General features: G+C 62.6%; 20 protein-coding genes. 6 read left to right on the top strand and 14 right to left on the bottom strand.

Going from position 1 to position 22200, the window contains the following annotated elements; all coding sequences use genetic code 11:
- Positions 1-73: 73 nt before the first annotated feature.
- Positions 74-868, bottom strand: coding sequence for an SDR family NAD(P)-dependent oxidoreductase (locus tag B3C1_RS01250; protein WP_008482360.1), 795 nt, complete (start codon positions 866-868; stop codon positions 74-76).
- Between the two features lie 194 nt (positions 869-1062).
- Between B3C1_RS01250 and B3C1_RS01245 the strand changes: the two genes are divergently transcribed.
- The 4 genes from B3C1_RS01245 (at position 1063) to B3C1_RS01230 (ending at position 5985) form a co-directional block, all read left to right on the top strand.
- Entirely contained in the window at positions 1063-1524 is a 462-nt protein-coding gene (locus B3C1_RS01245) for a hypothetical protein (protein WP_008482359.1), read from the top strand.
- Between the two features lie 134 nt (positions 1525-1658).
- On the top strand, positions 1659-3416 hold the full coding sequence (locus B3C1_RS01240; RefSeq protein ID WP_008482358.1) for an N-acetylglutaminylglutamine amidotransferase: 1758 nt from the start codon (positions 1659-1661) through the stop codon (positions 3414-3416).
- Entirely contained in the window at positions 3406-5133 is a 1728-nt protein-coding gene (ngg, locus tag B3C1_RS01235; protein ID WP_008482357.1) for an N-acetylglutaminylglutamine synthetase, read from the top strand. The genes B3C1_RS01240 and ngg overlap by 11 nt, the downstream gene beginning before the upstream one ends.
- 9 nt (positions 5134-5142) lie before the next feature.
- Positions 5143-5985 (top strand): tetratricopeptide repeat protein, encoded by an 843-nt coding sequence (locus B3C1_RS01230; RefSeq protein ID WP_008482355.1) that lies wholly within the window; start codon positions 5143-5145, stop codon positions 5983-5985.
- On the opposite strand, the gene B3C1_RS19205 is transcribed toward B3C1_RS01230, so the two are convergent.
- The 4 genes from B3C1_RS19205 to B3C1_RS01210 form a co-directional block, all read right to left on the bottom strand.
- Positions 5961-8612, bottom strand: a complete 2652-nt coding sequence (locus B3C1_RS19205) for a putative bifunctional diguanylate cyclase/phosphodiesterase (RefSeq protein ID WP_156804412.1) — start codon at positions 8610-8612, stop codon at positions 5961-5963. The genes B3C1_RS01230 and B3C1_RS19205 overlap by 25 nt on opposite strands.
- A gap of 87 nt (positions 8613-8699) precedes the next feature.
- Positions 8700-10076 (bottom strand): FG-GAP repeat domain-containing protein, encoded by a 1377-nt coding sequence (locus B3C1_RS01220; protein WP_008482353.1) that lies wholly within the window; start codon positions 10074-10076, stop codon positions 8700-8702.
- 8 nt (positions 10077-10084) lie between these two features.
- Positions 10085-11308: a DUF945 family protein gene (locus tag B3C1_RS01215; protein WP_008482352.1), complete on the bottom strand. Its 1224-nt coding sequence runs from the start codon at positions 11306-11308 to the stop codon at positions 10085-10087.
- A gap of 128 nt (positions 11309-11436) precedes the next feature.
- Positions 11437-13638 carry a S46 family peptidase gene (locus tag B3C1_RS01210; protein WP_008482351.1) on the bottom strand — a complete coding sequence of 734 codons (2202 nt, stop codon included), beginning with the start codon at positions 13636-13638 and terminating at the stop codon, positions 11437-11439.
- 164 nt (positions 13639-13802) lie between these two features.
- Here B3C1_RS01210 and B3C1_RS01205 point away from each other — a divergent pair, with 164 nt between their 5' ends.
- Positions 13803-14657 carry a tetratricopeptide repeat protein gene (locus tag B3C1_RS01205; protein WP_008482350.1) on the top strand — a complete coding sequence of 285 codons (855 nt, stop codon included), beginning with the start codon at positions 13803-13805 and terminating at the stop codon, positions 14655-14657.
- Between the two features lie 26 nt (positions 14658-14683).
- On the opposite strand, the gene B3C1_RS01200 is transcribed toward B3C1_RS01205, so the two are convergent.
- From B3C1_RS01200 to apbC, 6 genes are read right to left on the bottom strand one after another with little or no spacing between them, the layout of a single operon-like run.
- Positions 14684-14995 (bottom strand): putative signal transducing protein, encoded by a 312-nt coding sequence (locus B3C1_RS01200; RefSeq protein ID WP_008482348.1) that lies wholly within the window; start codon positions 14993-14995, stop codon positions 14684-14686.
- Positions 14992-15750, bottom strand: a complete 759-nt coding sequence (locus B3C1_RS19200; RefSeq protein WP_192813328.1) for a lipase family protein — start codon at positions 15748-15750, stop codon at positions 14992-14994. The genes B3C1_RS01200 and B3C1_RS19200 overlap by 4 nt, the downstream gene beginning before the upstream one ends.
- A 41-nt stretch (positions 15751-15791) precedes the next feature.
- Complete coding sequence (arfB, locus tag B3C1_RS01190; RefSeq protein WP_008482343.1) at positions 15792-16208, bottom strand: alternative ribosome rescue aminoacyl-tRNA hydrolase ArfB; 417 nt, start codon at positions 16206-16208, stop codon at positions 15792-15794.
- Between the two features lie 6 nt (positions 16209-16214).
- Positions 16215-16802 (bottom strand): dCTP deaminase, encoded by a 588-nt coding sequence (gene dcd, locus B3C1_RS01185; protein ID WP_008482342.1) that lies wholly within the window; start codon positions 16800-16802, stop codon positions 16215-16217.
- Positions 16803-16811: 9 nt separating this feature from the next.
- Positions 16812-17447, bottom strand: a complete 636-nt coding sequence (udk, locus tag B3C1_RS01180; protein ID WP_008482341.1) for a uridine kinase — start codon at positions 17445-17447, stop codon at positions 16812-16814.
- Positions 17448-17488: 41 nt separating this feature from the next.
- Positions 17489-18523, bottom strand: coding sequence for an iron-sulfur cluster carrier protein ApbC (apbC, locus tag B3C1_RS01175; RefSeq protein ID WP_008482340.1), 1035 nt, complete (start codon positions 18521-18523; stop codon positions 17489-17491).
- 166 nt (positions 18524-18689) lie between these two features.
- Between apbC and metG the strand changes: the two genes are divergently transcribed.
- Positions 18690-20714, top strand: coding sequence for a methionine--tRNA ligase (metG, locus tag B3C1_RS01170; RefSeq protein ID WP_008482339.1), 2025 nt, complete (start codon positions 18690-18692; stop codon positions 20712-20714).
- Between the two features lie 32 nt (positions 20715-20746).
- Here metG and B3C1_RS01165 read toward each other — a convergent pair whose 3' ends face one another.
- From B3C1_RS01165 to B3C1_RS01155, 3 genes are read right to left on the bottom strand one after another with little or no spacing between them, the layout of a single operon-like run.
- Positions 20747-21070, bottom strand: a complete 324-nt coding sequence (locus B3C1_RS01165; RefSeq protein ID WP_008482338.1) for an antibiotic biosynthesis monooxygenase family protein — start codon at positions 21068-21070, stop codon at positions 20747-20749.
- 42 nt (positions 21071-21112) lie between these two features.
- Positions 21113-21499 carry a hypothetical protein gene (locus B3C1_RS01160; RefSeq protein ID WP_008482336.1) on the bottom strand — a complete coding sequence of 129 codons (387 nt, stop codon included), beginning with the start codon at positions 21497-21499 and terminating at the stop codon, positions 21113-21115.
- Positions 21496-22140: a peptidoglycan recognition protein family protein gene (locus B3C1_RS01155; RefSeq protein ID WP_008482335.1), complete on the bottom strand. Its 645-nt coding sequence runs from the start codon at positions 22138-22140 to the stop codon at positions 21496-21498. The genes B3C1_RS01160 and B3C1_RS01155 overlap by 4 nt, the downstream gene beginning before the upstream one ends.
- Between the last annotated feature and the right edge of the window lie 60 nt (positions 22141-22200).

Genomic DNA, 22200 nt, shown 5'->3' with positions numbered 1-22200 from the left:
TTCAAATCCTCTCGCGCCGACCATAAAAGAAAAAGCCCTCACCGCAAGGTGGGGGCTTTTTCGTTGTGGGGCCTTAGCGGTAACGGGGCGCCGGGTTACTCAAGGACAGCCTGGGGCCCATGGCCAGCCTGGCTTTGTCGTAGGCGGCGAAATCCGCCATGTCCGGCAAGGACGGCAGGGTCAGTCCCTCGCCCATCTCAAAGCCCTTGATGGCTGCCGCCACCATATCTTCCACTTCCATCACCCACTCTGGGGGCAAGGCAGCCAAGTCGTGGCCGGAGCGCTCGAAGATCTCGGTACGGGTCAGCCCCGGCAATACCCCCTGTACCCGCACTCCCTTATCGGCAAGCTCGGTTGCCAAAGATTGGGTCAACCCCAGCACAAAGGCCTTGGTGGCCCCATAGGCCCCGGCAAATTGCTCGGGGATCAGCGCCACCACCGACGCCAGGTTGACGATGGCCCCCTGGCCCCTGGCTGCCATGGCCTTGGCCGCCGCCATGCTCAGGCGGGTGGGGGCCAGTACGTTGAGCTGGATCATCGCCTCGACCCGCGCCGGATCGGCGTCCACATAGCCCCCTTCCACCGTCATGCCGGCATTGTTGATAAGGACGCTAATACTGCTATCGGTCAACAGGCGCTGCTCCAGGGCCTGCAGCTCGGCAGCCTGGGTCAGATCGGCTTTTACCACCTCCACCGCCACCCCAAAGTCGGCCGCAAGGGTTTGGGCCAGGGTGTCGAGCCGGGCTTGGTCACGGGCAACCAATACCAGGTCCAGGCCCTTGGCCGCCAATTGCCGGGCATAAGTAGCGCCGATACCGGATGAAGCCCCTGTCACCAGGGCCTTGCCTTGCAGTGTGTTTGTTGTCATCGCAGTGTTCCTTTGGTGGTTGGCGCCAGGCGCCGCAGTGGTCTCTGGAACTCAATATATAACAGTCGTTATAAAACCCTATACCGGCTTTTGCGATTATGGCGTTCGCCCCGGCGGCCAATTGCCCCACAGGGCTTTATTCTTGCGGCCAAAAGGGCCAAACTGTCGCCCCTTTTGTTCAGCGGAGTGGTGCCATGGCCTGGGTGCTTTGCCATATCGACGACAGTTTTTCCCACACCATGTTGCTCGAGCGAGGCAGCGACTATCAGCAACTGGATGACGACGACGCCCTGCACCACTACCTTCAGGAAGATTACCTACGCCTGGTGGCCTTTGCCGGTGAACTGGACGAAGACCAGCAGGAAAGTGCCCGTGAGCGCTTCGAACAGCTTTGTGACGTGCTGGAAGGCCAGGCCCTGGCCGAGGCCCTGAATGACCTGACCGTCGGCTTGCGGCGCATTGTTTACCTGGGACAATTGCGCGACCTCTGTGAGGAAAGCAGCCCCTTTGCCGACGCCCTGCGCCGCTATTTCTGGGAAGAAGACGATGAAGGGGACGAAGACGACCCCACGGCGCCGGTGCCGCCAGAGCGGGCCGACGATCTGGTAGCCACCTTGGAAGACTTCCTGGTGGAAGGGGATTACCGGCATATCTGACCCTAAGGCGGCCTGGCCGCCTTTTTTGTGCCTCAAACTGACCCCTAACCCTCTGAACATTTCATTCGTGTTGAAATATTAATTTCACTTTCCCATGATAAGAAACCGGCAAGCAATGAGAGGAAACAGCCTCCATGTGTGGTTTCTATGGACAACTTCGCTTCCGAGATGATCAGTTTGACACTGAGCATTTTTCCTTGGCCATGGACCGGCTGGCCCCCAGGGGCCCCGATGCCGAGGGCCGCCACCAGGCCGATGGGCTGCTGCTGGGCCATCGCCGCCTCAAGGTGATGGACCTGTCCGATGCCTCGGCCCAGCCCATGGTGGACAGGGACTTGGGCCTGGCCATGGTCTTTAACGGCGCCATCTACAACTACCCCGAACTCAGGAAGGACCTTGAAGCCAAGGGCTATCGCTTTCACAGCGATGGCGATACCGAAGTGCTGCTCAAGGGCTTCGCCGCCTGGGGCCCCCAACTGCTGCCCCGCCTTAACGGCATGTTTGCCCTGGCCATCTATGACCAGAAGGATAAAAGCCTGTTCCTGGCCAGGGACCGCCTGGGCATCAAGCCCCTCTACCTCAAGGCCGAGCCCGGGGGCCTGCGCTTTGCGTCCAGCCTTCCGGCCCTATTAAAAAAGGGCGAAAAGCCCAGCCTGTCGCCAGAAGGCCTCAATTATTACTTCAACTTTCACGCTGTTACCCCGGCCCCCCACACCGTGCTGGCCCATATCCACAAGCTCCCCGCCGGCCATTGGCGGCGGCTGGGGCCGGACGGGCGCCAAGAGCAGGCCTGCTGGTGGCAGCCGCCTTTTGAACCCAAGCCCCAACTGAGTGAGCAGGACTGGCAGGACCAGCTGGAGCTGACCCTGCGCCAGGCGGTGGCCAGGCGTAACCTGGCGGCGGTGGATGTGGGGATATTGCTGTCCGGGGGGCTCGACTCTAGCCTCATTACCGCCCTGGTAAGCGAAGTGCATCCCAGAGTCCAGACCTTTTCGGTGGGCTTTGAAGGGGCCGGCGGCGAGGCGGGGGACGAATTTCATTACTCAGATATGATCGCCGAGCGCTTCGGCACCCAGCATCACCGGATCCGGGTGGACGAAGACACCCTGCTAAAAGAGCTGCTGCCCGCCATCCAGGCCATGTCAGAGCCCATGGTCAGCCACGACTGCATCGGTTTTTATCTGCTGTCGCGCCACGTGGCACGCCACTGCAAGGTGGTGCAGTCGGGCCAGGGGGCAGACGAGGTCTTCGGTGGTTACCACTGGTACCCGCCGCTGCTGGACGCTAAGGACCCTGTGGCCTGTTATCGCCAGCATTTTTTTGACCGCAGCCTCGATGAAATGCGCCAAACCCTGCAGCCGGCCTGGTGGCAGGGAGACTGGGCCGGGGACTTTGTCAAAAGCCATTTTGCCCTGCCCGGCGCCACCCTTGGCATAGACAAGGCTCTGCGCCAGGACACCCAGATCATGCTGGTGGAGGACCCGGTCAAACGGGTGGACAACATGACCATGGCCTTTGGCCTGGAGGCCAGGGTGCCCTTCTTGGACCATGAACTGGTGGAACTGGCGGCCCGCATGCCTCCCCATCTCAAGGTGGCAGGAGAAGGCAAATACCTGCTGCGCCAGTTGGGCTACCGGTTGCTGCCAAAGGCGGTGATCGACAGGCCCAAGGGCTATTTTCCCGTGCCCAAGCTCAAATACATCCGGGGCCAGGTGCTGGAGCTGGTACGCGACTGCCTGTCGTCGTCCCAGGCCAGGGCCAGGGGCCTTTTCAACCCCGCTTACCTCGATGCCCTGCTCGCCGACCCCGAGCAGGCCCTGACGCCCCTTGGCGGCAACAAGCTGTGGCAGTTGGCCAGCCTCGAACTCTGGATGCAAGCCCATGACCTCTGACAGCCATCGTCCACCCCAGCACCGCCTGCAGCGCACCCGTACCCCAGGCTACCTGCACCATGGCCCCGAAAAGGGCCCAAGCGACGCCATTATCGACTGCGGTTGGGGCCGGCTGCTGCTGGCCCACAGCTTCAGTTCTCCCAGCCAGCTGGCCCAGGCCCTGCTGGCCGAAGCCGACGACAAGCGGGACATCGCCCTCTATGTGCGCGACCCCCACAAGGTGCTGGCCAAGGCGCCCCAGCAGCTGTTCTTGGATCCCTCCGACACCCTGCGCCTGTGGCTGAGCGACTACAGGCCCAAGGGCAATCCCATAGGGGGCCTGCGCATCCGCCGCGCCCAGGACAGCAAGGACGCCGAGGCCATCAACCGCCTTTACCGCCAACACGGCCTCAAGCTCATCCCCGACACCTTGCCCAGCGATACCCGGCTGTCCAAGGGGCATCTGTTGCTGGTGGCCGAAGACGCACAGGACGGGCGTATCATCGGCACCGTCACCGGCCTGAGCTACCAGGCCCTGGTGGCAGATCCGGACAAAGGCAGCTCCCTTTGGTGCCTGGCGGTGGACAGGGACGCTCCCCGGGCCGGGGTCGGCGAGGCCCTGGTGCGCTTTTTGGCGGAAAAATTTCAGGCCAAAGGCGCGGCCTTTATGGACTTGTCGGTGATGCACGACAACCAGGGGGCTATCCGCCTCTACGAGAGCCTGGGTTTTCGCGCCTTGCAAAGTTTTGCCATCAAGACCCGTAGCGCCTTCAACCACAAGCTCTACCTGGGCCCCCAGGACTATTCGGCCCTCAATCCCTATGCCCGCATCATCGTCGACGAAGCCGTCGCCAGGGGCATAGACGTCAAGGTGGTGGACAGCAACCGGGGCCTGTTCACCCTGAGCCAGGGGGGCAAAGAGGTGCAGTGCTTCGAGTCCCTCACCAGCCAAACCCATGCCTTGGCCCTGCTGCGCTGCCAGGACAAGTCCCTGACCCACCAGTGCCTGCGCCGAGCCGGCCTGAAAACGCCCCCCTACCGCCTGGCAGGGAACCAGGAAGAAGACTTGGCCTTCTTGGCCGCCCAGCAGCGGATCGTCGTCAAACCCCTGGCTGGCGAGCAGGGCAAGGGCATCAGCATAGACGTGCAGAGCCCACAGGAGCTGACCGCCGCCCTGGCCCTGGCCCGGCGCCACGGTGACCAGGTACTACTGGAAGCCCTGGTGCCGGGCCACGACCTGCGCATTTTGGTGATAGACCACAAGGTGGTGGCAGCGGCCCGCCGTGAGCCCCCCTTTGTGGTGGGGGACGGTCAGCAGGATGTGCGGGCCCTTATCCAGAAGCTGTCGCGCCGCCGCGCTGCCGCCACCGGCGGTGAGTCGCAGATCCCCCTGGACGATGAGACCTGTCGTACCCTCGCCGCTCAAGGTCACAGCCTTGACAGCGTGCTGCCCCGGGGTCAGAGCCTGGCGGTCAGGCGCACTGCCAACCTCCATACCGGCGGCTGCCTGGTGGACGTCACAGGCCAACTGCACCCGCACCTGGTGGACGTGGCCCTGAAGGCCGCCAGGGCCCTGGATATGGGGGTGGTGGGGTTGGACCTGTTGGTGCCGGACGTCACCCTAAGCGACTACGTGATCATCGAAGCCAACGAGCGCCCCGGCCTTGCCAACCACGAGCCCCACCCCACGGCCCAGCGTTTCCTCGACCAACTGTTTCCCCTGTCCAAAAGCGCCTAAGGAGTCATGATGCGCCTTGCCTGGTTAGCCCTGCTGCTTGCCCTGCCCCTTCAGGGGGCCGAACCCAAACAACCTGCCGATGCCAAAGCCGTGCGCACCGAACTGCCACCGCTGATGGAGCGCTACCTGCTGGACGAGCTTAAGGCCCTTCGCACCGAGATGCTCGACTACAAGGCCCAGCTTGCCAAGGAAATGGCCCAGCGGGACCTGGCCCTGTCCGAGCGGGCCCTGACCTACTCCACCAATACCGTCTCCTATTTCTTCTACCTTATTGCCGGCGGTGCCTCGCTGCTGGCCCTGGTGGGCTGGCAGAGCCTCAGGGAGATCAAGGCCAACACCAAGCAGTTTGCCAACGACGAGATAAACCGCCTGACCCAGGTCTACGAGAAGCGCCTTAAGACCCTGGAACAGGAGCTGAGACGCAAGACCTCGGCCATTGCCGACCAGCACAAGGAAATCGAGCGGTTGGGGGATATCCATTCCCTGTGGCTCAAGGCCTCACAGGATCCCAGCCCCCAAAACAAGATAGAGATCTACGACGAGATACTGTCACTGCGGCCAGGCGATCTGGACGCCCTGACCCACAAGGCCGACGCGGCCTTGATGATGGGGGAACGGCGCTGGGCCTTTTCCATCTGCAACAAGGTATTGGCAGTGGATCACGACAATGCCCATGCCCTTTACCAAAGGGCCTGCGCCCTGGCCGGCCTTGGGCAAAAAGACCGGGCCCTGTCCGATCTGGGCCGGGCCATCAGCCTGTCGGAAGCCCTGAAAGAGTCAGCCAGAGACGAAGAAGACTTCGACAGCCTGGCCGACATGGAGGAATTTCAGGCCCTGCTGGCCAAGGAATGAAGCTCGGCCAGGGGCCTTGGTCGGTCGATGGCATAACCTTGCACCAGATCCACCCCCAGCCGTTTTAACAGCGCCAGGGTGGCCTCGTCGGTGACGTACTCGGCGATGGTCATCTTGCCAAGGGCCCTGGCCAGGGAAGCGATGGTGCGCACCGCCACCCGGTCGAAATGGGTGTGCTTTATCTCGCGGATAAAGGCCCCGTCTATCTTGATATGGTCCACCGGCAAGGCTTTGAGGTAGGAAAGGGAGCTCATGCCGGAGCCAAAATCGTCCAACGACAGGGTGCAGCCCAGGGCCTTGAGGGCGTCCATCAGCTCCACGGCGTGGCCCAAATGCTCGATGACCGCCGTTTCGGTCACCTCAAAACACAGCTGTTGGGGGGCGACCGGGCTTTGGGCCAGCAGTGAGAGCAGCCAGCGGCAAAAGCCCTGGTCCGACAGGGAGGCCCCTGACAGGTTAAAGGCCAGCCGTTCCCCCGGCATGGCCGCCAACCAATCCAGGCCCTTGCGGATCACCGCCCTGTCCAGGGCCACCATCAGGCCGTAGCGTTCGGCGGCGGGAATAAAATGCCCCGCCGCCACCAGTTGGCCCTGGTCCAGCAAACGCACCAGCACTTCCCGGTGTACCACCTTGGCAGGATGTTGGGTCAGGGCGATGCTTTGCACCGTCAGCACCAGGGCGTCTTCGTCTATGGCCCGGCGCAGTTTGTCGGCCCAGACCATCATCGCTTCCCTGGCTTTGAGCCAGCCGTCGCCCTCCCGATAGCACTGCAGCCGGTCGCCACCCGCCTCCTTGGCGGCGTAGGCCGCCATGTCGGCAATGCGTTTGAGGGCCTTGGGGTCGGGGGCGGCGCCGAAAGGCACCAGGCCCATGGAGGCGGTGACCGAAAAGCGGTGTTCGGCCACCGCCACCGGTTCGGCGCGAAGGGACGCCAGCAGCGCCTCGGCCTGGGCTTCGATGCTGTGCTGGGGGCTACCTTTGAGCAAGACCCCAAACTCGTCTCCCCCCAAGCGGGCCAACATGGCGCCGGGAGCCAGGGCCCTTTGCAGACGCTGCCCCACCCCCACCAGCAGGGCGTCCCCCTGGTCGTGGCCGAACCTGTCGTTGACCAGCTTGAACTGGTCCAGGTCCATCAACAGCAGACCATGGTGCTCGGTACCGTCCTGCCAGGCGCGGCCAAGGGCCTTGTCGAAGGCATAGCGGTTGGCAAGGCCGGTCAGTGCGTCGTGGCGGGCCTGGTGGCGAATGCGCCGCAGCAGCTCGGCCTCGTCGGTGACGTCCCGCAGTATCCCTTCAAAGCCGCCGGCCACGGTGCTCAGCACCACTTCCACATGGCGAGGCCCTTGATTGAGATCCAGGGGCAATTGCAGGCGCACCGAGTTGTGGCCGGCCTGGAGCTGCTGTTTGCCCTGGTGCCAGCGGGGATGCTGGCGCAACTGGGCCAGCACCTGGTTGATGTCGCTGTCGCCGAACAGGTCGCTGGCGCCCCCGGACACGAACTCCAGGTTACCCAGGTTGTCGAGGCTGAAGATCAAATGGCCGCGCAGGCCGTCGATAAGGCGCCGGTATTTGGCTTCCCTGGCGGCCAAATCGTGCTCGGCCAGCTTGAGTTCGGTGATATCCCGCAAGGTCACGGCGATATTGCTGTCGGCGGTGACTGCCTGCAGATGCAGCCAGCGGCCGTCGTTGAGGGTCAGGCTGGTGGTGATACTGTCGCCCCCGGCCAGGTTCCTCAGCCTCTGGGCCAGCTCGGGTACCTGCAACTGGTTACAAAAATCCCAAAGGCTTTGGCCCTGGCGCACCGGCATGATGCGTTGCAAGGAGCTGTTGAATTCGCTCAGCTCCCAGTCCCGCTCGCCCTGACTCAGTACCAAGAGGCCGTCGATGCTGGCCTGGGACGCGGCCTGGAACAGGGCCCGGGAGCGGTTAAGGGCCAGGGCCCTTTTCAAGGAACTGTGCACCAGTACCGACAGCATCAGCGCCACCAGCATGGCGAAACCTATCATCAGGTAAAGATGCCAGCCCAGCCTTGCCGTGGGCGACAGGGTCAGCTCCAAAGGCTTGCCGAACCAATCGAACGGCTCGCTGATGCTCACCTCACCCGGCTCTCCCAGGCTATAGATGGCCTGGCCATCGAAGCGCACCGTGGCGGCAAAACCGGTGGCCAGGGCACTGTCGATGATGGTGGGCATCACCTGGCAAAGGGCTATGCCGTAATTGATGCGCCCCAGGCTGTCGCTGATGGCCACCTGCCCCCTATGCCAGGCACAGGACTGGGGCACAGCTTCGCGCCGGGCGATGCGCTGCACTCCTTTGCGGTCTTCCCAGGCCAGAAAGGACAGTCCCGGCAGCATGTTCTGCAGGTTGTCTGCTTCCTGGGCAAACCAGTTCTCGGTATTGGGGTGGGTTTGGGGCCAAACGGCGGAGAGTTGGGCCAGGGCCGCCTGGCGCTCGCGGGCAAAGGTCTTGAGGCGTTCGCGGATCTGCAGCGCCAGGATGTGGGTCTGCTGGCGCTGGTGCGCCCTGTTCTGCTCCAGCACCCAGTAGCCGCCGGTACCCAGCAACGACCAGAGCAGCACCAAAAAGAGTATGGGCAGGTATCGAAAGGTGGAAGATCCAACAGGCACTGTGGCAAGCCCCGAATTTTTGCGGCCAGCCTAAGGGTCGAGGATGACAGGGGTATGACAACCTAAGTCTTTATTAGTGAAGACAATTCAAGGCTCGGTTTGGGCCGGGACCTTATCTGCCACCAGCACCAGCCGCCGCCGCTCCAGATCCTGTGGCCCCGGCAGCAACAGCAACCAGCCAGGCCCCTGCTGCCAACGGTTGCCGTCCTTGGGCAGAGGCAGTTTCAGGGTCTGGCGTTTCCTAAGCTTGTCCCCGTCCAGTTGGTAAATCGCCAGGGCCTGGTCGCCGGCCTGCACCGCCAGGGTGCTGGTGCCCTCTTGCAAGGTGGCGGCGGCCATCAACGGAATACGAAACTCGCCGCTGCTAAGGGATACCGCCATGTCGGCGTCCACCCCTTTACCGACCCGTTCCAGGCGCCGCTCGGCATCCAGGCGTTCCAGGTGCAGGTCCACCGACACCGAGCCGGTCAGCAGCGCCGATACCACCTTGCCGACGCCGAGCTTGACGGCCGGGGTGAAAAAATCGGTGCGGCCGTCGCCGTCCAGGTCTTGGCGGCGCAGGGCAAAAGCCACCCCCTGAGTGCGGATCTGGCTGTCGGCCACCAAGGCAAAGCCCAGGCCGTTGTCGGTGCGCCGGCCAAAATGCAGGTCAAAATCGATGCTCTGATCCAAAACCCCGGCAAATTGCTGGGTGGCGATCACCAGATCGGCCAGGCCGTCGCCATCCAGATCCCCCAGGTACTCGACAGTGCGGATCGCCAGCTTGGACAGATCCTCGCCGTCATTGAGCCGTACCTGGCGCTTGGACAAGGGAGTCAGCCCCAGGGCCGGGGCATAAGGATAAGGGGTAGGGTTAAAACCCAGGCCCTTGCCCAGGTACAGCACCAGGCCCTGCTCCTCTTCCACCAGCAGATCCTCGGTACCGTCGAGATCCACGTCGGCAAGGTACAGGGCCTTGCGCTGGTAACTGGGGGCGCCATTGCGCAGCACCATGGTGGCGGCCACCGGCAGGCTGGCCAGTTGCACCAGCCGCTGGCCATCCAGGCCAAAGACCCTCAGTTCCTCAAAATCCGGTACGAAAAGTCGCTGGCCCTGACACCAGGCCACCTTGTCCAGGCGCCTTGGCACCAGGCCGCGCCAGATACTGGGCAGCGGGCCGAGGTCGAGGTTTTGCTCACTGCCGGCCAGCCACAGATGGCCTTGAGCCATCAGCAGCAATTGGCCGCCGTCCAGGGCACAAAAATGGTCGGTGTCCTTGGGCAAGCTAACGGCGCTGGCCTGCCAGTTGCGGGTGTCCACCCGGTTAAGGCCCACCAGGTCGCCGTCACGCCCGGCAATGTAGAGAAAATGGCCAGCCAGCTGCCAGTCGCCGTCGCCGGAAGCCGGCAGGGGCACCGCTGTCCACTGCGCCGCCAGGGTCGGCAAGGCCAAAAGGCTAAGGACGAGGCTGCGCAGCAGGGCCATGGGATCTCCTAAAGGGCCGACAACAGAGGCTTTTGATTGAGGGTCAGCTGTTGCCCCGCCACTTGGAAGCGCAGCAGGATCTGGTTGCCCTCCTCCCGCACCCAGCCCCTTTCGCTCAGTACCGTCAAGGTGTCGGCATCGATGGGCTCCAGGCCGCCCAGTTGCTTGGGCACCTTCAGCTCCACCTTGCCGTCGGCCAGGGCCATAAACTGGGCCAGGCTGTCGAGCTTGCCGGCCTTGAGGGCCAGGTAGCCTTCACCGGCCAGCTCGCCGGTGTCCGACCCCAGGTGCAATTGCTTGAAGGCCAGCTTGCCGCCCTTGGCCAGCAGCCCTTGCAGGCTGTCGAGGAAGGCGTCGGTGGCGGCGGTGTCTTCCCGGCCGCTGACCGCCATGGTCAAGGCCGCGCCCAGGGTCTTGTCCAGGGCCCGCTCGTCCAGGTTGTCCAGGGTCAGGTCCAACCCCAGGCCGCTGAAACGCTCGGCGTTGTATTTGACTTCGTCGGCCTGCCAATGGCTGTGGCGCTTGAGGCGGCCCTTGTTGGCCTGGGCCTCGCCATTGAGCCTGAGGTTGGTCAGGCCCCAAAAGCCACCGTCGCTATAGGTGATGGCGCCGACCTGGGCCTGGTAGCCTTGCTGGTTTTCCTGGCCCTGGCGGTCGAGTTTGACCCCCGACAGCACCAGTCGCCCCTGACCGTCTTTAAATTCAAGGCCATTCCAGTTGAGGCTGCGTTGCCAATCGCTGGCCTTGCCGTCGAACTGAAAGCTCAGGGGGAAGATGCGCAGGGCCAGGGCCTTGTCCTGCCATTGCAGGTAGCCTAGGCGCCCTTCGACACTGGCACTGCCCCAAAGGCGGTGCACGCTGTGGATGGCCAGGGGGGCTTCGTCGTCGAACAGGGCCTTGAGGTGTTTACCCTCGCCGCCCCAGTCAGGCTGGGTGTCGCCAACCACCTGCCAGGGCCAGAACTGAAAGTGGTGTTCCAGCACCAGGCTCGATGGCAGGCCGTGTTCCGACAACAGCTGTACCAGGGCCGCGTCGGTGAGGCTGACCTTGGTGCGGGCGCTGGCGCCGAACAGGCCGCCGTCAAAACCCAGGCTTTGGGCCTTGAGGCCCCGGGTCTGGCTGAGCTCACCCAGCCATTGCTGGTATTGCCCCTGGACCTGCTGGCCCAGAAAGAGGGTGGTTCCTAAGGCGCTGGCCGCAAGCAAGGCCGTCCCAATGAGTGCTTTTTTCAATGCCCTAATTCCTTGTTTTTTCGCCGCTTGTCACGGTCTCTTTAGCAACGGGGCCATGTTACTGCAATGTAAAGGGTTAAGTACAGGCACAAAAAAGCCCGCCGGCGGCGGGCTTTTTTCGGCGGCGCTTAGAGGTCGTCAGGCAGGCCGACGATGCGCATTTCCGACAACAGGTTGTCGGCGCCGTCCAGCTTGTCCATCACCCACAGCATGTAACGGGTGTCGACGTGGATGGAACGGGTGGCCGGGGTGAAGTCCCAGTCGGAGTTGATGGAATCATAGGTGCCGTCAAACAGCAGCCCCACCAGCTCGCCCTTGGCGTTGAGGGTCGGTGAGCCCGAGTTGCCCCCTGTGGTGTCAACGGTGGACAGGAAGTTCACCGGTACCGAGTCGATGGCTGCCATGTAGTAGGGGCCAAAGTCCTGGTCGGCAATGGCGTCCAGCTCCGCCTTGGGGGCGTTGAAGGGGGCCTGGCCTGTGTGCTTGTTGACGATGCCCTTAAGGGTGGTAAAGGGCAGGTATTGGGAGGTGCCTTTGGGGTTGTAGCGGGCACCGTCCTGGTCTTGGGTGATGGTGCCAACCGCCGGGGTATAGCCCTTCACGTGGCCATAGGTCACCCGCAGGCTGGAGTTGGCGTCGGGGTAGACCAGCTCGCCCAGGCTTTGCTTGTAGGCGATAAGGGCCTGCATAAACACCGGGCGCAGGGCCAGGAAACGCCCTGCCCTGTCTTCGCCCTGCTCCTTGATGCGCTCAAAGTCGGCGAAGCTGGCTACCGCCAGGCGGATAAAGGGGTCTTGGCTTGCTTCATAATCCGCCGGGGCCTTGTCCAGCCAGGCCAGGCGGGTGGCGCTGTCCATCAGGCCGGTGGCGCCGTAGAAGCCGTCCACCGCCTTGGCGCGAGCCTTGTCGTCGTCCACCGCCAGGGCCTGGTCGATGGCGCCGATGCGCTGGTCCTTGGCCAACTGGCGATAGTCATCCAGGCCATGGAGCCACAGGGCCTTGTCCACTACGGGGTGGAAACGGCGCTCCAGGCGGTTGAGGCCGGCTTCCATGCGGGCCCGGTCGCGGTCCTGGTAACCCGGTTCACGCTCGGCATCGGGCTTTTGCCTTTCCTTGGCCCACTTGTAGAGGCTGCGGGCGGTGGCAAAGAGCTGGCTTTCGCTGGCGCCACGGCGCTGCATGTCGGCCTGCTGCTGGGCCTGGTCGTCGAGGATCAGGCTTTGCAGGTCGCCCAGAGCCTGGCCGTACTGAGCCTGGCGGCCCTGGTCTTGCTTGACCCAGTTACCCAAGGCCGCTTCCAGGCGCACCTTGCGCTCCACCAGATCGCTCTTGGCAAAGCCTTCCAGTTGCCCCTGGAAGTTCTTGGCATAGTTCTTCAGGCCCTGGCGGTAGGAGGCGTATTTGATGCAGGCATCGTCCACCCCTTCACAGGCGTTGCCGATCAAGGTGTTGAGATCCGCCAGGCGCTTTTGCAAGGTGGGATAGTAATAACCGATGGCGTGGCGCACTTCCTGGGCGGTGCGGTAACGGTTGGTGGAACCTGGGTAACCGGCCACCATCACGAAATCGTCCTGGGCCAGGCCGCCGCCGTTGATGCTCAGATAGTGCTTGGGTTGGTAAGGCACGTTGTCGCTGCTGTACTCGGCCGGTTTGCCGTCCTTGCCCACATAGGCGCGGTAGAAGGAAAAGTCGCCGGTGTGCCTTGGCCACATCCAGTTGTCGATGTCGCCGCCGTACACCCCTATGGCTTCGGCCGGGGCATAGACCAGGCGCACGTCCTTGATCTCCAGCTGCTTGAGCAGCCAGTACTGGGCGCCGCCGTAGTAGCTAAAGACGTTGCAGCGGTATCCCGGCTCGGCCTCGCACTGGGCCACCAGGGCTTTTTCCTTGTCTTCCAGGGCCTTGTAACGGGCCTTGCCGGCCAGGTTGGCCAGCCCCTGGTTCATGGTGTCGGTGACCTCGGTCATGGACTCGGTGACGAAGATGCGCGAGCCCGGTGCCCCCGGCAGTTCCTGGTCCAGGCGTTTGGCCAGGAAGCCGTCCTCGATGAGGTTTTTATCTGGGGTGCTGTTGTACTGGATGCTGCCGTAGGCGCAGTGGTGGTTAGTGACCACCAGGCCCTTGGGGGACACAAAAGAGGCGGTGCAGCCCCCCAGGCTTATCACGGCGTTCATGGGGGCTTTGGTCAGATCGGCCAAGTCCGCCGGCGCTATCTTCAGGCCGGCGGTTTTAAGGGTGTCGGCCATCTGGGGCAACTGGGTGGGCATCCACATGCCTTCATTGGCCAGTGCCGAGGCCGACAACAGGGCCAGGGGCAGTAACCTTCTCATTCTTCTTCTCCCTGATTGTTATAGTATCACCCCGACCTTGCCCCAAAGGTGGGCAACTGGCAAGGTGGGATGCGACAAAGTGCGGCGCGCCGGGCACCATCTGCCCTTGCATTCTGCCAAGCAGCCCCCATATTGCACAGCATCACCCAGAGAAAAAAGCCTTTATGAGCCAGTACATAGTCGACGTCACCACCGAGAATTTCCAACAGCAGCTGTTGGAAGCATCCCTGAGCCAGCCGGTACTGGCGGCCTTCTACGTCAAGGGCCATGCCCCTTGCGATCAGCTGCTGACTACCCTTGAAAGCCTGGCCGGCCAATACCAGGGCCGCTTCGTACTGGCCAAGATAGACTGCGATGCCCAGTCCATGCTGGCCGCCCAGTTCCAAATCCAAAGCGTGCCCACCCTCTACCTGATTGACCAGGGCCGCCCGGTAGACGGCCTGGCCGGCCCCCAAACCGCCGAGTCGGTGAGCGCCCTGCTGGACAAGCACCTGCCCGAGCCGGTGGACCCGGACCTGGAAGCGGGCCTGGCCCTGTTCGACCAGGAGCAGTATGGGGAAGCCATCACCAAGCTGACCCTAGCGGCCCAGAACGCTGCCGACCCCCACCCGGTCAATATCGTGCTGGCCCAGGCCCTTATCGAAGAAAACCGCCTGGACGAAGCGGACGCCAAGCTGGCCACCATTCCCATGGCCTACCAGGACGCCGCCTTTAAGCAGGCCCAGGCCGAGTTGCAGCTGAAAAAGGAAGCGGCAGACACCCCCGAAGTGCGGGCCCTGTCAGAGGCCCTGGCCCAGAACCCCGAGGACGACGGCCTGCGCCTGAAACTGGCGGTGCAGCTCCATGCCGCCGGCCGGAATGAAGAGGCCCTGGAGGGCTTGTTGGCCATCCTGACCAAGGATCTGCAGTTCCAAAACGGCGAGGCCAAGAAGACCTGCCTGGACATACTGGCGGCCCTTGGCCAGGGCAATGCCCTGGCGGCCAAGTACCGGCGCCAACTGTTCAGTTTGCTCTATTGAGGGAAAAGGCGCCGAACGGCGCCTTTTTAGTTGCCCTTGCGGGGCTGGCGGCAGTGCCAGCAGAATTCGAAGGCGCCACCGTTGTGCTCACCGCACTGGCCGCAGAACCAATCGTCGCCGACGCTCTTGAAGTAGTTTTCCAGCACCTGACGGGCGGCATTGAGATGGTAGGGGTAACACCAGAGCCGCACCTGCTGCACCTCGGTGGGCAGGTCTCCCACCGCCCCCATCAGCAGATCCGAGTCCAGGCGCACCTGGATCCCCTCTCCCCCCAGCAGTCCTTGCAGCAGGTGGGCTTCGATAGTGTTGCTGGCGGTGTACAGCAGGGATTCGGTCACAGTTTGGCTCCCAGGCTCAACAGTTGATATTCGTCCACGCCGTGTTCGGCCACGCCGGCCATGTCCTTGGCGAACAGCCATTGGCCGTGGTACTGGCAGCGGTCCCAAAAGCCGTCCCACCAGCGCTGGCCGTCGGCCAGATGCAAACGACCCGTGGTATCAAAGTACGACAAATGTCCCCCATGGCGATAGCCAAAACAGCGGGGGGGCAGCCGGGTAATGTAGTCCTGGTCATTGACCACCCGCCAATAGCGCTCTCCCAGCAGCTCTTCCATGGCCGCCGCCAGGCTGTTGTCGAACACCCGGGGGCAACCGAAGGTGCAAAGGCCGGTGACATCCAGGTCCTGGCCCAGGGCCAGCTCGGCGGCCAGCACCGAGGCCAGGGCACCACCCAGGCCATGGCCGGTCAGCCACAGGGCCATGCCGGACTTGAGGTGGCGGGATAACAGCGGCAATAAGGGGCCGAGCAGGCTTTGGGCCTGCTCCAAAAAGCCGCCATGAACCTTGCCAAGGGGCCTTTGGACAGGCCAGAGCAGCAGCTGGGCCCGCAGATCCGTGGCCCAGTCTCGGGTATTGCCTTCAGGGTGATGGACAACCAGGATCAGGTGCTTGGGCGTTATCTCAAGTCCCAAGCTCAGGCCGCCCTGGGATAACACCTCACCTTTAAAGAGGCCTGCCGCCAGCTCGGCGTTCAGGGTGCTCAGGTGGGCCAGGTTGGCCCGGCTGAGGTGCTGGGGATGATTGTAAAAACTCACGGCGGTCATCTCTTGTGCTTTTCAATGACCATAGCCGCCTTTTAGTCCAAACGCACCTTGCCCCTGGCGGCCTTGACTTCGCCCCGGCCCTTCTTGGCCTTGACCCGCCTTTCCTTGGAAGCCCGGGTGGGCCTGGTGGCCCGGCGCACCTTGGGCCTGTGGCCGGCCTGTTCCATAAGCGCCTTGAACCTCTCCAGGGCCACTTCCCGGTTCATGTGCTGGGAGCGGTGTTCCTGGGCCTTGATCACCACCAGGGGGCCATGCACCAGGTGCGAACTCATGCGCCTTAGCCCTTCCTTGTAATGGTCGGGCAGGCTCTTGGAGTCTTCGAAGTTGAATTTGAGCAGCACCGACGAGTCGGTGGTGTTGACGTGCTGGCCCCCCGCGCCCTGGGCGCGCTGGGCGGAAAACTGCAGTTCGTGGGCCGGGATCACTATCCCGGCGGCTATCTCGAGCATGGTTCCTTACTTGCTGTCCTGGTCGATGCGGCTGGCCACGGCTCCCTGCTGGTCCTTGTATTTGGCGTCCAGGCGCTTGTTGTAAGGCCGGGCCGCCGGGGCCGACAGGGTTTCGAAGTTCAGGGCACCGATCTTCATGTGGGGGCGCAGGGCCAGGGGCAGCTTGCCGGAGTTATAAAACTCCAGCACGATGCGCCCGGACCAGCCCGGGTCGATACGGTGGGCGGTGACATGGACCATCAGCCCCAGGCGTGCCAGGGACGAACGGCCGTCCAACCAACCGACGATATCGGCGGGCAGGGTCACCGATTCATAGGTGACCGCCAGGGCCAGCTCGCCGGGGTGCAGGAAGAAAGCCTCTCCTTCGGGGATGACGATCTCGTCGCTCATCACCCTTTCCAGGGCCGCGTTCACTTGTGACCGGGGACCGGACAGGTCGATATAGGGCGCCGTGTGATCCTGGAAGACCCGGAACTTATCCCCCAAGCGCACATCCACGCTGACGCCGCTGATGGCGTCGGGGCCCGGCGGCGGGTCGATAACGATGCGGCCGTCGGCCAGGTATTCTTCGATATGGGTATCACACAAACGCATGGCGTCTTCCTACAGGTGCTGGCGGATCTTGGCTTTGAGCATGTCGATGGCGATGCGGTTCTTGCCGCCTCTGGGCACTATGATGTCGGCATATTGCTTGGACGGCTCGATAAACTGCAGGAACATGGGCCTGACCGTGTCCATATACTGCTTGAGCACCGACTCCATGGTGCGGCCCCGCTCTGCCACGTCCCGCACCAGGCGGCGCATCAGGCAGATATCCAGGGGGGCGTCGACAAAGACAGAGGCTTGCAGCATGTCCCGTAACGGTTTGTAAGACAAGAGCAAAATCCCCTCAAGGATGATCACCTTCTTGGGGGTAACGGTATGGGTGCTGGTCTTGCGGGTGTGTTCCTCGTAGGAATACTCGGGGATCTCCACTGCCTGGCCGTCCTTGAGGGCTTGCAGCTGGCGCACCAGCAGATCGTGCTCGAAGGCCTGGGGATGGTCGTAGTTGGTCAGCACCCGCTGGTCCATGGACAGCTCGCTCTGGTCGCGGTAGTAGCTGTCTTCGGTGATCACCGCGATCTCCTCGCGCCCAACCTCTGCCTTGAGTTCGTTGAAAATAGTCCTGGCAATCAGTGACTTACCAGATGCAGATGCACCCGCTATACCGATGATGACGCAAGGATTTTCCGTAGGCATGGGTCCGTTACTCTGTTGTCGGGCAAAAAATTGCGGCGAGTCTACACCATTTTGACCTCGATGGCTGCCGGCACCGCAGGTCTTTTCACCAGTGTGGCCAGCAGCTTGCGGGCGGCGGCCATATAACAATGGGCCTCATGGCTGTCAGGGGCGTTGACCACCAGCGGCTGGCCGCCGTCGGTCTGCTGGCGAATAGCCAGGGTCAGGGGAATGGCCCCCAATAAGGGCACCTGTTTTTCTGCCGCCAGGCGCACGCCGCCGCCGTCCCCAAAGAGGTGCTCCTGATGGCCGCACTGGCTGCACTGGTGGTAGCTCATGTTTTCCACCAGCCCCAGGGTCGCCACTCCCACCTTGTCGAACATGGCCATGCCCTTGATGGCGTCGCTCAGGGCCAGATCCTGGGGTGTGGTGACGATAACGGCCCCAACCAGGGGCAGCTTCTGGGATACCGTCAGCTGGATATCGCCGGTGCCCGGCGGCATGTCGATAAGCAGCAGATCCAGCTCAGGCCACTGGGTTTCGTTGGCCAATTGCAGCAGCGCCGTACTGGCCATGGGGCCGCGCCAGACGGCGGCGTCGCTGTCGTCCACCAGATAGCCGATGGACTGGGTGTAAAGCCCCAGGGCTTCGATGGGATACATGGTCTTGCCGTCAGGGCTGTCCGGATGCTGGCCCCGGGTACCCACCATCATCGGCAGGGAAGGCCCGAACAGGTCGGCGTCCAGCACCCCCACTTTCAGGCCAAGGGCTTTTAAGGCCAAAGCCAGGTTGATGGTGGTGGTGGACTTACCCACCCCGCCCTTGCCGGAGGCCACGGCGATAAGGTTTTTCGCCTTGCCAAGGGACTTGGCAAAAGCCGGCAACTGCCCTTCAAGATGCAGGGTGCGCCCGGCCAGCACCGGTTTTAGGGCCTCTTCCAGCTCACTGGCAAAGGCCGCAACCGGGTAAGGCAGCCGCAGGCGCAAGGTGGCAGTGCTCTCCTCCAGGGTCTGGGCCAGGTCGGCCAGGGGCAGGCCGGTTAAGGGGCAAAGCACCTCGGTGAGGCGCGGCTGGGTAGCTTTTGAGAAAAAACGCATGACGGCTCGGGGCATTTTTCGATGCCCCCAGTCTAGCACCGGGGCCTTGGGGCGGGAACCAAAGTGCTGTGGCATCAGCAGGCTAGCTGCGCCACTTTAGTGCAATGCCGGGGCACTTTGGCGTAAACTGTCGCCCTTACCGAACAAGCAACCAAGAGCGAGAGAAATGGCTGATTCGCGCCGCATTCTGGTCACCAGCGCCCTGCCTTACGCCAACGGGCCTATCCACTTGGGCCATATGTTGGAGTACATCCAGACCGATATCTGGGTCCGTTTTCAAAAACTCCGGGGTTTTGAAGCCTATTATGTCTGCGCGGACGATGCCCACGGCACCCCCATCATGCTCAAGGCGCGGGAACAGGGCATTAGCCCCGAAGCCATGATCGCCAAGACCAACGTGGAGCACCAGGCCGACTTTGCCGACTTCCATATCGGCTTTGACCATTACCACAGCACCCACAGTGACGAGAACCGCGAGCTGTCGGCCCTGATCTACAACCGCCTCAACGACGGCGGCTACATCAAGACCGAGACCATCTCCCAGCTGTTCGACCCGCAAGAACAGATGTTCCTGCCGGACCGCTTCGTCAAGGGAACCTGCCCCAAATGCGGCGCCGAAGACCAAAACGGCGACAACTGTGAAGTGTGCGGCGCCACCTACCAGCCGGTGGATCTCAAGGATCCCAAGTCGGTGGTGTCCGGTGCCACCCCGGTGCTGAAAGACTCGGTGCACTACTTCTTCGACCTGCCGGCTTTTGAGGGCATGCTCAAGGAATGGATCCGCTCCGGCTCCTTGCAGGAAGAAATGGCCAACAAGCTGGCCGAGTGGTTCGAACAGGGCCTGGCCCGCTGGGACATCTCCCGCGACGCCCCCTATTTCGGCTTCGAGATCCCCGGCGCCCCCGGCAAGTACTTCTACGTCTGGCTGGACGCTCCCATAGGTTATCTGGCCTCCTTCAAGGCCCTGTGCGAAAAGACCGGCATCAACTTCGACGACTTCTGGAAAGAAGACTCCGACGCCGAGGTCTACCACTTTATCGGCAAGGACATCATCTACTTCCACAGCCTGTTCTGGCCGGCCATGTTGGACGGCGCCGGTTTCCGTAAGCCCACCAACGTCTTCGCCCACGGCTATGTCACCGTCAACGGCGCCAAGATGTCCAAGTCTCGTGGCACCTTTATCAAGGCTCGCACCTACCTGGACCACCTGGACCCGGAATACCTGCGCTATTACTACGCCGCCAAGCTGTCCAACCGCATCGACGACCTGGACTTGAGCCTGGAAGACTTCACCCAGCGGGTGAACTCCGATCTGGTGGGCAAGCTGGTCAATATCGCCTCCCGTACCGCCGGCTTTATCACCAAGCGCTTTGACGGCAAGCTGGCCGACAGTATCGACACCACCCTCTTTGACGAGTTCGTGGCCAAGGGCGACGACATCGCCAAGGCCTTCGAAGGCCGCGAGTTTGGCCGCGCCGTGCGCGAGATCATGGCCCTGGCCGACAAGGCCAACGTCTATATCGCCGACACCGCCCCCTGGGTATTGGTGAAAAACGACGACACCCTGAGTGAGGCCCACCAGGTCTGTACCCTGAGCCTGAACCTGTTCAAGGTGCTGGTCACTTACCTCAAGCCGGTACTGCCAACCCTGGCCGCCAAGGTGGAAGCCTTCCTGGGCAGCGAGCTGACCTGGGCCAACCGTGGCGAGCTGCTGGTGGGCCGCGCCATCAATCCCTTCCAGGCCATGGTGAGCCGCATCGAGCCGGCCAAGGTCGAGGCCATGGTAGAAGCCTCCAAGGAAAACATGGCCAAGAAGGTCGAAGGCCCCCTGGCGGACGACCCCATCAGCCCCGAGATAAGCTACGACGATTTTGCCAAGGTGGACCTGCGCATCGCCCGCATTGCCAAGGCAGAGCACGTAGAAGGGGCCGACAAGCTGCTGCGCCTGGAGCTGGACTTGGGGGGAGAAACCCGCCAGGTGTTTGCCGGTATCAAGTCCGCTTACGCCCCCGAAGACTTGCAGGGCAAGCTCACCGTCATGGTGGCGAACCTTGCGCCGCGCAAGATGAAGTTCGGCATGAGCGAAGGCATGGTGCTGGCTGCCGGCCCCGGCGGTAAGGACCTTTGGGTACTGAGCCCGGACGACGGCGCCTCGGCCGGCAGCGCCCAGCCTGGCATGCGCGTTAAATAACGCCACGAAAAACCGCCCTTAAGGGCGGTTTTTTACACCTCGAAACCGTAGTCCCGCTCCACCAGGGCGATGCGGGTCTTATAGGCGCTGTACCATTTCTCCCGCCCCTGGCGCTGGGCCAGCTGATGGTCGACATTGGCTTTCCAGGCGCGGATCGCCTCCAGGCTCTGCCAATAGGATACGGTGATCCCCAGCCCTTCCCGGGCCGATTCGGCACCCAGATAACCCGGCTGCTGCGCCGCCAGGGTCGCCATGAGATCTGCCATCTCACCATAGCCTGCATCGACAGGGGTGCGAAGGGAGCTGAAGATCACCGCGTAATATGGGGGCTTGGGGGTTTGTGCTATGGCTGACATCGTTATTGTCTCGGCTTGATGGTCGGGACCGGGCGGGCACTCTTATTGGCCATCTACCCCTGGGTCAAAGCTGCAAAAGGCAAAGTCGTCGCTGCAGCAGCCTTGGCCGCAGGCCAGCACCCGGCCGTCATCAAAGTAAATAATGCCGCCAAAATCGAACGTAAAGGACCGCCACTGGCCGTCCTGCATCACCTGTCCTTTGACCGAACAACCGGTGCTGGCGTAATGGTCGTGTAGGCTCTGGGGATCTGTCCATTGGCCCTTGTCCAGTACCCTGCGGATATCGGCAAGGCTCGGCGCCGCACATTGGTATTGGTTGCGGTCGGTCACCTCCAGGTTGGACTGGAGCTGGCCAAAGGTCGGGACTTTCTGCTCGGCCTGGCAGCCCGCAACCGCCAATAGCGCCAGTAACCCTAAGCGCCCTTTCATCCGGCCTCCTTGTAAATCCTGTAGGCTTTCAGGGCCGAGGCGCCTTCGGACTGCTTGGGATCCTTATGGGCTATCTTGCCGTGGGCATAGATATCGCTCAGGGTCAGTTCAAAGGCAGCCACCAGTTGGTCTACCAGCCAGAAAAGCGACTGCTGCTGGGCCTCGTTGGGCAACTCATAGATCTCGCTTTGGGTGGACAGGGCCCCGACAATCTCGATGCCCAAGGCGTCATGGTTATGGGGAAAGCGATCCGGATAGTCCTTTTCCAGCTCATGGCGCGTCACCATCCGGAACTTCTGTCCCCAGTTGGTCCCCTTTTGATGAAGGATGGCGTCAATGGCCTTGGCGTCTTCCTCGGTGCAGGACGAGGTGGTGCGGCAGCGGGCATAGAGTTTGCCTACATGCCAGCACTGTTGTTTCAGGCTGGCACATTGGTAAATGCTGCCGTCTTCGCCGATGAGAAAATGGGTACCCTCGGGTTTGGTCGCCCAAGCGTTCAGCACCGAAGAGGCCGATGTGGTGCCGGTCCTGTGCAGTACTATCGCCTTAACGGGGGCCATGGGCCCGTGGGCCAGCTTGGGGCGGTCTTTTTTGGTGACTTTGGTGTGGGATACCCAACCGTCCTTGTCGATCGCGAACATACTCACCTCCTTGTTGCCACCAACCTAGCAGCAAAAGGCGGCGGCGTTACCAGAGCCGCT

The organism is Gallaecimonas xiamenensis 3-C-1 (assembly GCF_000299915.1).
Taxonomy (GTDB): domain Bacteria; phylum Pseudomonadota; class Gammaproteobacteria; order Enterobacterales; family Gallaecimonadaceae; genus Gallaecimonas; species Gallaecimonas xiamenensis.
The sequence above is the reverse complement of the archived record's forward strand: the minus strand, read 5'-3'. Positions and strand labels throughout refer to the sequence as shown.

What these genes read in the sequence shown, in the direction of transcription:
- B3C1_RS01250 (WP_008482360.1), bottom strand. Translation starts at nt 868, where the DNA reads ATGACAACAAACACACTGCAAGGCAAGGCCCTGGTGACAGGGGCTTCA.
- B3C1_RS01245 (WP_008482359.1), top strand. Translation starts at nt 1,063, where the DNA reads ATGGCCTGGGTGCTTTGCCATATCGACGACAGTTTTTCCCACACCATG.
- B3C1_RS01240 (WP_008482358.1), top strand. Translation starts at nt 1,659, where the DNA reads ATGTGTGGTTTCTATGGACAACTTCGCTTCCGAGATGATCAGTTTGAC.
- ngg (WP_008482357.1), top strand. Translation starts at nt 3,406, where the DNA reads ATGACCTCTGACAGCCATCGTCCACCCCAGCACCGCCTGCAGCGCACC.
- B3C1_RS01230 (WP_008482355.1), top strand. Translation starts at nt 5,143, where the DNA reads ATGCGCCTTGCCTGGTTAGCCCTGCTGCTTGCCCTGCCCCTTCAGGGG.
- B3C1_RS01220 (WP_008482353.1), bottom strand. Translation starts at nt 10,076, where the DNA reads ATGGCCCTGCTGCGCAGCCTCGTCCTTAGCCTTTTGGCCTTGCCGACC.
- B3C1_RS01210 (WP_008482351.1), bottom strand. Translation starts at nt 13,638, where the DNA reads ATGAGAAGGTTACTGCCCCTGGCCCTGTTGTCGGCCTCGGCACTGGCC.
- B3C1_RS01205 (WP_008482350.1), top strand. Translation starts at nt 13,803, where the DNA reads ATGAGCCAGTACATAGTCGACGTCACCACCGAGAATTTCCAACAGCAG.
- arfB (WP_008482343.1), bottom strand. Translation starts at nt 16,208, where the DNA reads ATGCTCGAGATAGCCGCCGGGATAGTGATCCCGGCCCACGAACTGCAG.
- dcd (WP_008482342.1), bottom strand. Translation starts at nt 16,802, where the DNA reads ATGCGTTTGTGTGATACCCATATCGAAGAATACCTGGCCGACGGCCGC.
- udk (WP_008482341.1), bottom strand. Translation starts at nt 17,447, where the DNA reads ATGCCTACGGAAAATCCTTGCGTCATCATCGGTATAGCGGGTGCATCT.
- apbC (WP_008482340.1), bottom strand. Translation starts at nt 18,523, where the DNA reads ATGCGTTTTTTCTCAAAAGCTACCCAGCCGCGCCTCACCGAGGTGCTT.
- metG (WP_008482339.1), top strand. Translation starts at nt 18,690, where the DNA reads ATGGCTGATTCGCGCCGCATTCTGGTCACCAGCGCCCTGCCTTACGCC.
- B3C1_RS01165 (WP_008482338.1), bottom strand. Translation starts at nt 21,070, where the DNA reads ATGTCAGCCATAGCACAAACCCCCAAGCCCCCATATTACGCGGTGATC.
- B3C1_RS01160 (WP_008482336.1), bottom strand. Translation starts at nt 21,499, where the DNA reads ATGAAAGGGCGCTTAGGGTTACTGGCGCTATTGGCGGTTGCGGGCTGC.
- B3C1_RS01155 (WP_008482335.1), bottom strand. Translation starts at nt 22,140, where the DNA reads ATGTTCGCGATCGACAAGGACGGTTGGGTATCCCACACCAAAGTCACC.